This is a genomic window from Ruegeria sp. BHSA163 (genome assembly GCF_059613365.1).
Genome location: NZ_JBXWSJ010000085.1, coordinates 1 through 12661, shown reverse-complemented (window position 1 = coordinate 12661; position 12661 = coordinate 1). Strand labels below are relative to the sequence as shown.

General features: G+C 53.6%; 15 protein-coding genes and 1 pseudogene. 7 read left to right on the top strand and 9 right to left on the bottom strand.

Annotation, left to right across the window (positions count from 1 at the left end; translation table 11 throughout):
- Window positions 1–180 (top strand): hypothetical protein (locus tag AC2FNV_RS22200; RefSeq protein ID WP_496774542.1); only part of this gene is annotated, 180 nt, incomplete at its 5' end.
- A gap of 14 nt (window positions 181–194) precedes the next feature.
- Here the strand turns inward: AC2FNV_RS22200 and AC2FNV_RS22195 are convergent.
- A complete protein-coding gene (locus AC2FNV_RS22195) occupies window positions 195–1775 on the bottom strand; it encodes an adenylate/guanylate cyclase domain-containing protein (RefSeq protein ID WP_170609077.1) in 1581 nt (526 codons plus the stop codon).
- Here AC2FNV_RS22195 and AC2FNV_RS22190 point away from each other — a divergent pair.
- Window positions 1774–2001 (top strand): hypothetical protein, encoded by a 228-nt coding sequence (locus tag AC2FNV_RS22190; protein WP_170609079.1) that lies wholly within the window; start codon window positions 1774–1776, stop codon window positions 1999–2001. The genes AC2FNV_RS22195 and AC2FNV_RS22190 overlap by 2 nt on opposite strands.
- A 226-nt stretch (window positions 2002–2227) precedes the next feature.
- Window positions 2228–2935, top strand: a pseudogene (locus AC2FNV_RS22185) (IS6 family transposase).
- 97 nt (window positions 2936–3032) lie between these two features.
- Here AC2FNV_RS22185 and AC2FNV_RS22180 read toward each other — a convergent pair.
- The 5 genes from AC2FNV_RS22180 to AC2FNV_RS22160 are packed head-to-tail and all read right to left on the bottom strand — an operon-like array spanning window position 3033 to window position 6528.
- The gene (locus AC2FNV_RS22180; RefSeq protein ID WP_170482031.1) at window positions 3033–3611 is read right to left on the bottom strand and encodes a carboxymuconolactone decarboxylase family protein; all 579 of its coding nucleotides are present in this window, start codon (window positions 3609–3611) and stop codon (window positions 3033–3035) included.
- On the bottom strand, window positions 3608–4657 hold the full coding sequence (locus tag AC2FNV_RS22175; RefSeq protein WP_170609081.1) for an aromatic ring-hydroxylating dioxygenase subunit alpha: 1050 nt from the start codon (window positions 4655–4657) through the stop codon (window positions 3608–3610). Before AC2FNV_RS22175 ends, AC2FNV_RS22180 begins: the two co-directional genes overlap by 4 nt.
- On the bottom strand, window positions 4654–5004 hold the full coding sequence (locus AC2FNV_RS22170) for a carboxymuconolactone decarboxylase family protein (RefSeq protein ID WP_170609083.1): 351 nt from the start codon (window positions 5002–5004) through the stop codon (window positions 4654–4656). The genes AC2FNV_RS22175 and AC2FNV_RS22170 overlap by 4 nt, the downstream gene beginning before the upstream one ends.
- A 13-nt stretch (window positions 5005–5017) precedes the next feature.
- A complete protein-coding gene (locus AC2FNV_RS22165) occupies window positions 5018–5779 on the bottom strand; it encodes an amino acid ABC transporter permease (protein WP_170609085.1) in 762 nt (253 codons plus the stop codon).
- Between the two features lie 8 nt (window positions 5780–5787).
- Window positions 5788–6528, bottom strand: a complete 741-nt coding sequence (locus AC2FNV_RS22160) for an amino acid ABC transporter ATP-binding protein (protein WP_170609087.1) — start codon at window positions 6526–6528, stop codon at window positions 5788–5790.
- A gap of 121 nt (window positions 6529–6649) precedes the next feature.
- Between AC2FNV_RS22160 and AC2FNV_RS22155 the strand changes: the two genes are divergently transcribed.
- On the top strand, window positions 6650–7420 hold the full coding sequence (locus tag AC2FNV_RS22155) for a transporter substrate-binding domain-containing protein (RefSeq protein WP_170609089.1): 771 nt from the start codon (window positions 6650–6652) through the stop codon (window positions 7418–7420).
- A gap of 60 nt (window positions 7421–7480) precedes the next feature.
- Window positions 7481–8230 (top strand): creatininase family protein, encoded by a 750-nt coding sequence (locus AC2FNV_RS22150; RefSeq protein ID WP_170611222.1) that lies wholly within the window; start codon window positions 7481–7483, stop codon window positions 8228–8230.
- Here AC2FNV_RS22150 and AC2FNV_RS22145 read toward each other — a convergent pair.
- The 3 genes from AC2FNV_RS22145 to AC2FNV_RS22135 form a co-directional block, all read right to left on the bottom strand.
- Complete coding sequence (locus AC2FNV_RS22145; RefSeq protein WP_170609093.1) at window positions 8227–9324, bottom strand: hypothetical protein; 1098 nt, start codon at window positions 9322–9324, stop codon at window positions 8227–8229. The two genes, AC2FNV_RS22150 and AC2FNV_RS22145, sit on opposite strands and share 4 nt — an antisense overlap.
- 357 nt (window positions 9325–9681) lie before the next feature.
- Window positions 9682–10233: a thioredoxin family protein gene (locus AC2FNV_RS22140; RefSeq protein ID WP_170609142.1), complete on the bottom strand. Its 552-nt coding sequence runs from the start codon at window positions 10231–10233 to the stop codon at window positions 9682–9684.
- A 161-nt stretch (window positions 10234–10394) separates the two neighbouring features.
- The gene (locus AC2FNV_RS22135; protein ID WP_170609140.1) at window positions 10395–11129 is read right to left on the bottom strand and encodes an aldolase; all 735 of its coding nucleotides are present in this window, start codon (window positions 11127–11129) and stop codon (window positions 10395–10397) included.
- A 248-nt stretch (window positions 11130–11377) separates the two neighbouring features.
- Here AC2FNV_RS22135 and AC2FNV_RS22130 point away from each other — a divergent pair, with 248 nt between their 5' ends.
- Entirely contained in the window at window positions 11378–12265 is an 888-nt protein-coding gene (locus AC2FNV_RS22130) for a dihydrodipicolinate synthase family protein (RefSeq protein ID WP_170609138.1), read from the top strand.
- Between the two features lie 226 nt (window positions 12266–12491).
- Window positions 12492–12661, top strand: a 170-nt coding sequence (locus tag AC2FNV_RS22125) for a nuclear transport factor 2 family protein (protein ID WP_496774544.1), incomplete at its 3' end; no start/stop codon positions are given.

The following is a 12661-nucleotide window of genomic DNA, read 5'->3' as shown; positions in this document are numbered from 1 at the left end:
GATCGTGGTAACTTGCATGGGGTGACTCCTCTCTCGCAGATAACGACACCTGCACTATGGCGCATCGCGACGCCGATGGAGCAGGAGCCATCCACCCCATCTGCACAGCAGGCATTCGCTGCACAGCAGGCATTCGCTGAAATCTGCCCAACGTCTGCACCGAGCCCAATACGCCATTAATTTGAACAAGGATCTCACAACTCAAAAGCGACGACGGAGCCTCCAATGCCCTTCAAGCTGAAAGGGCCTGCAGGTCGCAGGTTAAAATCAATCTGATTGGCAGTTGCCTGAGAAATCAATATCTGACCATCTTTTGCTTGTTCACATAGGCGGGCTGCCAAATTCGGCGCAGGTCCAATCGCCGAATAATCGCGACGAGCCTGAAAACCGATTTGGCCTAACGTTGCTGTCCCCGTACCAATACCGATACCGAGCCCAAGTTGATGCTCTTTCGCACCAGTCCCAAATGGCTTTATCGCGATCCTGACCGCCGCGCGTAAATCCAGCGCTAGTTCTGTGGCCTTTTGTGCCGCGTTCTCTACGGAAACCGGTGCGCCAAACAGCACCAGAAGACCATCGCCCAGGAAACGTTCCAGTGTGCCGCCGCTTGCTTCGATTAACGGGCCGCTGGCAGTGTGAAATGCGTTAAGTGCTTCGATCACTCGATCTGGCGGTGCGGAGTTTGCAAAGGCGGTAAACCCACGCAGATCAATAAACAGAACGCTGATCTCGGCGCGCTTAGTACGCAGTATATCCTCTTCTTCAGGTTCTGAAACGATCAACTCGGCAATTTGGGCCGGCAAGAACCGCCGCAAACGATTTGCGCGCTCAATCTCCTGAACTTGTTTTTTAACTTTGTCTTCCAGTGCAGAATTCAGTGTAGCCAATTCCGCCTTCTGATGTTGTACCTCATCATATAACTCTCCCAACTTCGCGCTGGTCTGGTTAACGTGCTGGGCTAGCTCTCCAATTTCGTCCCGATTTGGCACGAATACACGTGCATTGAAACGCCCATACGATAGTTCACCCAATGCCTTACGTATTCGGTCCAAAGGCTGCGTGACAGATGCTGAAATCGTTAAACCGAGCAACAGCGCCGTCGCAATTGCTAAGACGGATGTGCCGACAACTAAATTTTGGGCTTTCTCAAACGCTTTGGCATTCTCTTCGACGCGCGCCTGCATTTCCCGACCCAGGTCAAAGGAGATCGAAGAAACAACGCGATTAAACTTTTCAAGTGCCTCTGAAAGGGTTGTGTCATAGACACGTCTGGCAGCGGAAACGTCTCCTTGGACATACAAGGCACGCATTTTTGAAGCTTCAGTTTGCACGTCTCTTTCCTTGGTAAAGAATTCTTTCTCATACTTCTTTGTAAGAAAGTGCGTGGCTCTTCTCTCATTTCCTGTCTGCGCGGCGGCCGCTCGGAAGAGCAACACTTCATCGTAGAACTTTTTGGCGAGATTATTGTTCTGAGATTGATCTCCGACGTTCAGAAACAACTCTGCCCCAACAAGGTTAACCGCTGAGATACTACGTTCGATGGACCGCAAAGTGCTTATCCGAATTTGATCACCTACCAATTCTGCGGCTCTAATATTCGCTCGTCGCAGTTCTGATAGTCCAGCTAGCGACAATGCCACCATCAAAAGGACCACTATCAAGAATGCGACAGGTAGCTTTAGGCGAATAGGCAGTGCAACTCGCGCAGCATTCTCTACTAACCAATTCATAGAGCTAGGCTGCGCGTTTGACGCAGGGGAATTTCTGAGTGCCATGGGAACCCTCTTGGTCGACAAAATGCGTCTGCGTGTTTCTGTCATTATGCTTGCACTAAGCAAATCCACAAAACGGGGGCAAATGTTCGAAGATCGACGAAACATAGAAGGCTTGGAAACCAACATTGGACGCCATCGTCTGCGCGACGCTATTCTACAGCAGTTGCAGGTTTTTTCTGCAGCCAACGGCGCCTCTATCCGCATAGCAGACCTTGGGGCTTCTTAACGCTCGGTCTGCTATCCAACCCTGAGCTCACATCTGCGTGTCAATCTGGTTGACCGGCTTCGCCCCGAACCAAGACGTGATCCGGGACAGCGCCGGTCGAAGGGGTAAGAAAACGCGGTACGCAAGCTCAGCCATAGGTGTGATCCTCGGCATACGCGTTAGCCGAGCCGGTCATGTCAGAAGAACTTTGCTTGAGGCGGGCAGGGCGGGTGCATAGCATTTAGGAATGACCAAACCTTCCTCCTTCAAGTACTTCAAAACCAGTCCCGAGATCATCCGCCCGGCGGTGATGCTGTACATCCGATTTCCGCTGTCACCCCACAATGTTGAAGATCTGCTGCACGAACGCGGGATCGTTGTGAGCCATGAAACTGTCCGATACTGGTGGAACAGGTTCGGTCCGATGTTTGCCTCCGAGATCCGAAGAAAGCGTGTTCAGCAACTTCACGCATTCTCGAAATGGAAGTGGCACATGGATGAGGTTTTCGTGAAGGTGAACGGCAAAAGACACTATCTTTGGTGCGCGGTCGATCACGAAGGAGAGGTGCTCGAACCTGTCGTCACGAAATGACGAAACACAGCCGCAGCACTGAAATTCCTCAAGAAATTGATGAAGCGCCATGGTTGTGCGGAAGAGATCGTGACGGATCGCTTCGCATCCTACAAGGCGGCGCTCCGAGAAATAGGAGCGCTGGAAAAGCAACGTACTGGAAGGTGGCTCAACAATCGCGTTGAGAATTCGCACCTACCATTCCGACGAAGAGAACGCGCCATGCAACGTTTTCGGCGCATGCGAAGTTTACAGAAATTCGTATCCGTCCATTCCTCCGTTTACAGCCACTTCAACCAGGAAAGATCGCTAACCAGCCGAGACACCTTCAAACTGACACGCACCGCCGTTCTTGCCGAGTGGCGCGAACTTGGTGCGCCATAAAGGACAGCGTCACTGGCCTAACAGAGATAAATTCGAATTCGTCTGGCAGGACCCGGTGGAGACGCTTTTGGCAAGCCAGGTGAGCGCTTTCCCTTATCTAATCACCCTTGTAGTAACCGATCTGATCACCTTCGGTGGTGCATCCCAAGCCGTTAAGCAGACGATTTGAGTAGTTAAAGTACGCACAGACCTGATTTACTTCCAGGATTTCACCATCTTCACAGCCGGCGATCTTGAGCGCTTCAAAGTCCGAACGCACCATTTTGCCAACATCGGTTGTCAGCTTTGCCGCATATCGCAGGAGAGCGAGTTCCTTGCCGTCGAATTCATCCTCCGGTCGCTGTGCCTTCAGTGCGACAAAGATGCGGTCACTGCGAGCCTGATCTCTGATCAGGTTGCGGACGTTCATGAAATGATGAGTCAACGAATAGGTGCAATCGTTCAGGATCGATGTGTAACTTGCGATCACCTCCAGAAACCAGAAAGGCAATTCGTTTTCGTCCGAATGCAGCACCGAACGGTACAGGGTGACATGGCCATTCATCGTCTCTGGCCGCAGAGAATGAACCCGCATGACCGTATCCACGGTGCCATGCGGTGTTCTTGCGTGCTCCAGAAGCTCTTTCAGCCGGGGGCTCGCGTCTTCGTCGGATACCATCTTGATCCAAGCGGTCATGTTTGCTCTCCGGAAATGGCTTTGGCGACCTTGTTGCGGAACCGCATGGCGCCTGCGTCAAGCGCCAGGTTCAGATAGCCGTTTTTGCGTTTTGCCATGCCTTTCTGGACGTGTTCCAGCACCTCCTGATCTTCCTTGAAAGCCATCTTGGCTCCCTCGAACATACGTTCTGACAGGACGCTATCTTCTGCGTGCATATTGCGGTGCTGGAACCAGAAGTAGCGGGAGGTTGTCGCATCGATCGGCGTAATGAAATTGTAGGATATGTTGATGAAAGCGTTTGAAGACAGCGGCCTGTCATATCCACCTTCTGAGGCTGGCGTGTACACCGACATGTTGATTGCCGTCGACGGCAGTCGGCATTCGTAATGCTGCTTGCGATCACAGGTCGGGCCAAAGGGCAGCATGTCCCTGTAGTAGGGCGGTGGGGCCTCGCCCATCACCCAGCGAGAGACGATCACTCCGTTATCCATTTCTTCCACTTCCAAAGGGCGGTTGTCTGTACCGGCGCCCGCGAAAGAAGTCAGATGCACCCAAGCAACGTGGCTGGGGTCCAGCAGATTGTCGATGATATAAAGGTAATGGCACTGCATCGACATGCCGCCTTTGGGAGTCTTACCCCAATCGGGGTTGTCGAAATTCGGAATTTCAATGATGTCCCTTACATCTGCGCGCTCCGGCGCTCCCATCCAAAGCCACAAAAAGCCCCAGCGGTCTGCTGCCGGATAGGAATGCACGGCGGCGCGCCGAGGCGGGTTGTCAAGCTGAGTCGGGGCGATCACGCATTCGCCGGTGCAATCGAAAGTCAGCCCATGGTAGCCGCAGACAACATTGTCTCCCGCCAGCGTGCCCCGCGACAAAGGCAGTTTACGGTGCGGGCAGGCGTCTTCCAGTGCTGCGGGTTTGCCGGCGGTATCGCGGAAGATAACGATGTCCTCGTCCAGCATGCGCAGTGGCGTCAAGCTGCAGTCAAAGTCTTCGGACAGACCGGCCACATACCAACAATCACGGATGTACCCGGTCGATCCTGGCAGGTCGGGTCTCATGCGTCTTTGGCCTCAGCGGCGTAAAGGTCGTAAGCCTTCAGCGCCTTGGCGCTAAAGGCATAGGACGGACCACCGCCCATGTAAGTGGCCATGGCAAGCGCTTCGCAAAATTCCTCTCGTGTTGCATTTAGACGCACGAGCGACCGCACATGGAACCCGATGCAACTGTCACAGCGGGTTGCAATTGCGATACCCAAGGCAATAAATTCTTTGGTCTTTTCCGACAAGGCGCCATCTGCTTTTGCGGCTTGACCCATTATGCCGAACCCTTTGACGGTTTGGGGGATTTCGCGGTTCAGCTTGTCGATGTTGGCCTCGGTTTCGGACATGAAGTCGTGCCAGTCCATGATGATCCTTCCTTCAGAGACGTTCGTCTGCACCCATGCGGCGCTCAAGCCAGCGCACGCCTGCGCTGATCAGCAATACCAGCACAAGGTATTCGACAATCAGCAACGAGTATATTTCAAGAGGACGATATTCGGTTACTACCAGTTCATTTGCACGGCGCGTCAGTTCCTGCATACCGATGACTGAGGCAAAGGCACTCATCTTTACGATATAAATGAACTGGTTCGCCAAGGGCGGCAGAATGCGCCGTAGGGCTTGGGGCAGGATTACATACCGCATAGTCTGATAGTAATTCAGACCTATAGTCTGCGCTGCCTCGCTTTGCCCGCGTGCGATGGACTGGATGCCTGAGCGGTAAATTTCGGCCGTAAAAGCGCTATCGGAAATCGCCAGCGTGATGATCGCGCCCCAGAAGGGATCGATAGGGATATTCAATCCGATGGATTTGAACACGATGGGCAACCCATAAAACACCCAGAACAGCATCGGCAGCAGCGGGATCGAACGGATGAATTCAACGTAGACTCGATTGAGTAGGCGCAGCCATCGGTTGCTGGATTGACTTGGCAGCGCAACGATCAGACCCAGCACGATGGAGATTGCAGCAGCGATCACGGAAATAAGGATCGTTGCGCCCATGCCAGAGACCAAAAACTTAATATTGGTCCAGCCACCGGGTGTGCGCGGATCAATGACGTACCAACCCCAGTTGCCCGAAGCCGAGCATCCCGACAGCAAAAGTAAAAGCGACAGTGGAAGGATCAGTCTCTTCATGCCTACCCCTAGTGCTGCAAAATTTGGCCGAGGAATTTCTGACAGCGCGCGGTGCGCGGATTACCAAAGAATTCTCCAGGACTGCCGTGCTCTACAATCTCACCCTGGTCCATGAAAACCATCTGATCCGCGACCTTTCGAGCAAATCCCATTTCGTGGGTGACCACGATCATGGTCATTCCTTCCAGCGCCAGTTCGACCATCACGTCCAGCACTTCCGCGATCATCTCGGGATCAAGCGCCGAGGTGGGCTCGTCGAACAGCAGCACTTTGGGCTCCATGCAAAGGGATCGCGCAATGGCCACCCGCTGTTGTTGCCCTCCCGACAACTGTTTGGGCAGTTTGTCCGCCTGCTCCGGTATTCGCACCCTTGTCAGGTAGTGCCGGGCGCGGTCCTCTGCCTCTGCCCGGCTGAGGCCGCGTGCCTTTATCGGGCCAAGTGTCAGGTTGTCTAGCACACTGAGATGGGGAAACAGGTTGAATTGCTGAAACACCATGCCAACATCGCCTTGTATCGACGCAACGGAATTCGGATCGTTGGTCAGTTCCTTGCCGTAGAGGTGAATGGTCCCGCGCTGATGCTCTTCCAGCTTGTTGATGCAGCGGACCACAGTGGACTTGCCCGAACCGGATGGTCCGCAAATCACCACTTTTTCGCCGGAGCCGACTGTAAGGCTGATATCTTTGAGAACATGGAAGTCACCGAACCATTTGTTCACTGCAACCAGCTGAATGGCTGGATCGTCCATCAATGTTCCCCCTTTGGGCCGAGCTGACGTGCAAGATCACAGCCTATTTGATTTCTTTAACCTATCAAGCAAGTATGGCGCATCAAACCAAAAACCACATACCACCAACGGGAGAAATATTATGATAAGACTATGCAGGGCGGCAGCGGTTGCCGTGATTGGCCTGACGTTGGCCGGGGCTGCGAACGCGCAATCGGCGCTGAACGAAATTCTGAACTCGGGTGTTTTGAAGGTCGGCACCACCGGTGACTGGAATCCGATGACCGTAAAGGACCCCGCCACGAATTCTTACAAGGGTTTCGACATCGACATCATGAACGAACTCGCCGCAGACCTCGGCGTCGATGTCGAATTCGTCGCGACCGACTGGAAGACCCTCGTCAATGGCGTAGTCGCGGGCCAGTACCACATCACCGGATCCGCCTCGATCTCACCCCCGCGCATGAAGGCAGCCGGGTTCTCGGAAAGCTATATCTCGGTCGAGATTTTTCCGTTCACTACCAAAGAAAAGGCGGGCAACTTCTCGGGATACGAGTCCATCAACAAGCCAGAGGTCAAGGTCGCGACCACACTCGGCACGACCTTTGAAAAGCTTGTACGTGAATGGTTTCCCGATGCGGACATAATGGTCGTCGAAGCCCCAGCGCGTGGTTACCAGGAAGTGCTGGCAGGACGGGCTGATGTTTTCATCACATCGAATATCGAAGGCTCCACATTGGAAGAAAAGTTTGACGTAGTGCGCGTGCCTGAAACCGGCCCCCGGGCACCTTCACCCATTGCGATGCTGTTGCCCCAGGATGACCAGGTTTGGATCAACTATGTGAACAACTGGGTCAAGCTGAAGAAGGCCAAGGGCTTCTTCGACAGCAACAAGGCCAAATGGGGCCTTTGACCTGACAACATTATGCGGCGGGGTCGTACGGACCCGGCCGTCTTGTCTTTGGAGGGTGTTATGGAGCTGGGCTTGATGACATGGCCCGAAGTGGAAGCTCGATTGACCACAGGTGTCTGCGTGATGCTGCCCATCGGATCAACTGAACAGCACGGCCCGATGGGATTGATCGGCACCGATACAATCTGTGCCAACAGTGTTTCCGTCGCAGCAGCTCAGATATGCGATTGCGTCGTGGCGCCACCCATCGCTTACACTCCGGCGCCGTTCAACACAGGATTTCCCGGAACGGTCTCGATATCCTCCGAGTTGCTCGAGCAGACGATCTTGCAGGTCTGTCAGGGGCTTTTGGCGCAGGGTTTTCTGGGTGTCTTCATCGTGAACGGACATGGTGCGAACCTTGCTCCTGCACGGTCCGCGGCTTCCGCCTTGCCTGAGGGTTCAGTACATATCCAAAGCTGGTGGGACCCCGAACCAGTCGCCCGGATGCGAGAGGAATTCTTTGGCAATTGGGAGGGTATGCATGCCACCCCATCCGAGGTTGCGATCACGCAGGCGCTTCACGGCTGCAAACCTTCCGGCGTGGCATTCAACCCGCCGAAGAAACTTTCGCGCGCCTACATCGCCGCACACAGTGGTGACAGGCATGGGCCACCGGACGAGCATCGCCGCCAATTCCCCGATGGCAGGGTCGGGTCGCACTCAAACCTTGCGACGCCGGAACTGGGGAGGGAATTATTCACCGTTGCCTCAAAGGCCTTGGCAAACAACTTTGATACGTTCAGCGCAATAAGGCAAAAGACGCTCTAACCGATATCCATCAATCCGACGTTGCGGTCCGGATTGGCAAAAATCTCTGCCGCGCAGGGGTACTCCGCCAGAATGTCTGGTCCGCCTTCCAGCCGGTCAAGGTGAAACGTCCCGTCCTCCCAAACGCGCAAGCCATCAATCTCGATTGTCGGATCAAAAATGTTCCACGAAATCTCGCCTGGCGCGTAAGCACCGCAGGTGTGAAAATGCAAAACCCGCGGATTGCCGAAAGCTGAGCCGCCCCAACGTTCGAAGTTCTCCCGGATGTCCCACGGAAAACCACATCCGGGATGGATGCCGGCGTGCCAGGAATGTACGAAATTGCGATCGACGCCCAGACTGGACGATACCTGATCATAGTGTTCGTTGGCAGCTGCAACATCTGCCCTGCCGCCTTCAAATCCAGTTAACTGACCAGCCTCGAGAATTGCGAATACGGGCCCCTCAAACTCTACCGTGTAGCGATCATAATAGGCGGATCCGGTACCTGTCAGAAAGCCGCCCAGTGCGACACGTCCGGAAAACAAATCCGCTGGAACAGGAGAAAAGACGGACATCGGGAACCGCATCGAGGTCGTGTCCTTTGCTTCGGTCGTCCCTTGCGGGACACTACCCGTCACATGGGTGCCGGCCCGGCACGTCAGGCCAATAGTTCGCGACTTCAGAATACAATCGTCCACTGCGTCCTTTGCCCGACAAAATGCACGGTAGTCCGCAAACCCGAAGGACGAGTTCAACAGTTGGCTGTTGAGCGCAAAACACACGACAAATTTCGGGCCCGGCGGCATTTCGGAGAAGCGCAATTGGTCACCCAGCCGTGACAGGAAAAGCACCACATCGAAGAGCGAGAAGTGAGTCTTCAGATCTTGCGGCAAGTCGCATTGAACAGCATTGAAACCAACATCTATCATCGAAACGTCGAGGCCCATCGCGCGCGCGCCAGCCGCTATGTCGTGACGGATATCGAGATCAAAATAGCCGAAGTCTTCATGCTCAAAGGCTATCAACAGACGATCTCCTGCTTTCGCTTCGGCACAATTGACCAAGAGATTTCTAACACCTGAAAGAGCGTTCAATCGTCTTGAAGTGGACATTCCTAAACCCTCAACACCTTCCAGTATTCTTGAGCCGTGTTTCCTCATACAAAGAACAAAGTGCGTAACTTCAATTGTCAACGCAAAGATGTCCAGCGGCCTCCTTGCCCGGCGATGGGTGACAGCAAATACTTAAGTTTCTTGGTGTTTGTTTGATGGTTATGCAGTTGTGCGTGTTCCAGTATAAAGTCCGGTATCTTAAAGCTGCAACACAATGTTCGGGTCGAACGATTAGCGACTGCAGGCCGGAACTATTAATGGAAGAAATTTGATCGAAAGTCTGGAAAGTCCGCAAGGCAGTCGTTCAAGCAGAGTGCGGCGAACGTCGGCTCGGAGCGGCGGTCCCGATCACTCGTACTATTTCCATTTGATTGAGCAGCCAATGGATTGCGTTTGCTCTTTGGGACCCTGACCAGTCTCTGCGACTTGCCTCATAGCTTCGTATAATTCGCGTGGAAGATCTTGCTGTCCAGGTGTCATGCGCGTTGCGTCCAAGCGACCCCGATATTGTAATTCAAGCTCAGCATTATAGCCGAAGAAATCCGGAGTGCATGTTGCTCCAAAAGCTTTGGCAACAGACTGGCTCTCGTCATGCAGATAATGGAAGGGAAAGGAATGTTTTAAAGCCATTAGCTTCATGTTCTCAAAACTGTCGGCTGGATGCCTTAGAGCGTCATTCGAACATATTGCGACAACACCGACACCAAAAGCGATCAAGTCTGAGCTGTCACGGATTATCTTGTCCAGTATCGCCAAAACGTATGGGCAATGATTGCAAATGAACATCACCAACGTTCCATTGGCGCCTTTTAAATCGGCAAGACCATACATTTTCCCATCCGTGCCGGGCAAAACGAAGTCTGGCGCAGGTAGTCCAAAATCACAAACCGGGGGGCTAATAGCGGCCATTTCAAGCTCCATTTTTGCACGCAGTCGCGCACCAATTCTCTTACACTCTTATCAAGGTGTCGTCAGAAAAACTCGGATCAAGCGGGTCGGTGCGGTTTCGTAGCGAAGTCAGTTGCTTTTGATCCAGCGACAATAGGCCTTTTGCGAGATCGCGCTAGTTCTCAATCACGCCAGCCAGGGTTGTCGCGGTCTAATATGCGTTTGATCGCGCTGAAATGTGCCTGAACCTGCGTTAGGTCGCTCTCCTCATTTATTTGGCGAGCGGTCTGCTCAACAGTCTGCTGCGGAATAGAACGCAACGGTCTGCCGTGCATCTTCGCCAAGGTCTGCACCTGAGCCGCACGTTCAAGATAATAAAGGTCGTCAAACGCCTTTTCGATCGTCGGGGCAGTCACTACGACGCCATGGTGGCCGAGGAACGCGATAGGTTTGTCCGCCATCGCGTCCGCGATGCGGTTCCCTTCTTGATCGTTAAGTGCAAGACCGCCATAGCTGTCTTCATACGCGATCCGGTCATAGAACCGTAACGCTCCCTGCTCGACCATTTCTAGACGTCCGTTTTCGACGAGCGTCAGTGAGGTGGCGTAGGGCATGTGAGTGTGGAGAACGGCCTTTGCCGACGGTCTATTGGCGTGGATCGGCGCGTGGATGAAGTATGCCGTCGCTTCCACAGAATGATGGCCGTCGAGAACGCGCCCATCGCGATGGCACAACACAATGTCCGAGGCTTTGACCTCCGACCAGTGCAGCCCTTGCGGATTGACAAGAAATTCTTCTCCGTCATCAGAGACAGCGAGTGAAAAGTGATTGCAGATACCTTCGCTAAGCCCAAGTTTGTCCGCATAACGCAGCGCTGCGGTTAAATTCTCTCGTGCCTCCTGTAAATCCCGTTCCATCCATACTTCTCCCGCTGATCATCATTTGAGCTGCATTTAATGACACGTCCCAAATGATAGCTAACGCATCAATGGTAGGCAAAAAACGCCAAATTCACTATCAGAATGACCGCTTAACGCGACGAACCGCTCATCTGAAAAATAGTCGAATGATTGTATAGAGGCTTTCGCGGACAAGGTACGAACTGGAAACGAACGTGTTCCCAGAGTAAGTTCGTTGCAGATCCATTTTAGGAACGAAAGCCACAATGAAGGTTGCGAACCTGCGGGGCGTAGTCCCCTACTTGCCAACGCCATTGACACCCAAGGGCCAAGTGGACGAAGGCGCGCTACGCAAACTCTCGGAGCACCTAATTAACGCTGGTGTGCATGGGCTCACGCCGCTGGGCTCGACTGGAGAATTTGCATATCTGGACTTTGCAGCAAAGGAACAAGTTGTTTCGGCGACGGTAGACGCTGCCGCCGGCCGGGTTCCGGTAATTGCCGGTGTCGCAGCGACAACAACCTGGGACGCAATTGTACAGGCCAGGCGATGGGCGTCGATAGGGGCGGATGGAATACTCGCGGTACTAGAAGCCTACTTTCCAGTCCCCGAAACCGGGGTCGTGGATTATTTTTTGGCTGTAGCCGATGCAACAGATTTGCCCGTAACGCTCTACACAAACCCCAATTTTCAACGCTCTGACCTATCAATCGATGCCATAGAAAAGCTTTCTCATCATCCAAACATTCTTTTCGTCAAGGATGCTTCGACCAACACCGGCCGCTTGCTCTCGATCCTAAACCGCACTGAAGGCCGCATTGGTGTATTCGCAGCATCCTCTCACATCACCGCTGCAGTAATGCTGATCGGCGGAAGAGGCTGGCTTGCCGGTCCTTCATGCATCGTTCCAAAACAAAGTGTTCGCCTTTTTGATCTCTGCGAGGCGGGTAAATGGGACGAGGCGATGGCCCTTCAACGTGAGCTATGGACCGTGAACCAGGTCTTTGCTCGCTTCAATTTAGCAGGCGCTGTGAAGGCAGGCTTAAGGCTCCAGGGATTTGACTGCGGGGAGCCCGCGCCACCACAGGCCGCGCTGTCTGACGCGCAGATCAGCGTCGTGAAAGCGGCGTTGGAACAGGTTGGCGCTCTTTGATCTTTTGCCCAGATGGGAATGTCCGTTTCGTCCGCAAAGAAGACATTCATGCTTGGCGCAGTGAACGTCCGTTCCGAACCCGAAGCGGACATTGGAGATAAACGAGTTTTGCGGCTGCTCCAAGCGCCGCGTGAAGCTATCTTTGATCAATTTTCTGACTGACTAGTGTCGACCGATCAATCCAAGGGTGGGTCATGACAGCCAATCCTTTCGAACGAGGCGATCTATGACCACAGCCGAAGAAATCATGGCGACACTTGAAGAATACACAGTCGCCTACTGCGCAAAAGACCCCGATAGGCTTATGGCTATCTTCGACGACGGTGAAGACATTTCTTTAATCGGAACCGGGGCGGATGAGTTGCGTGCCGGGCGCGAAGCGGCGGCCGCAGTCTT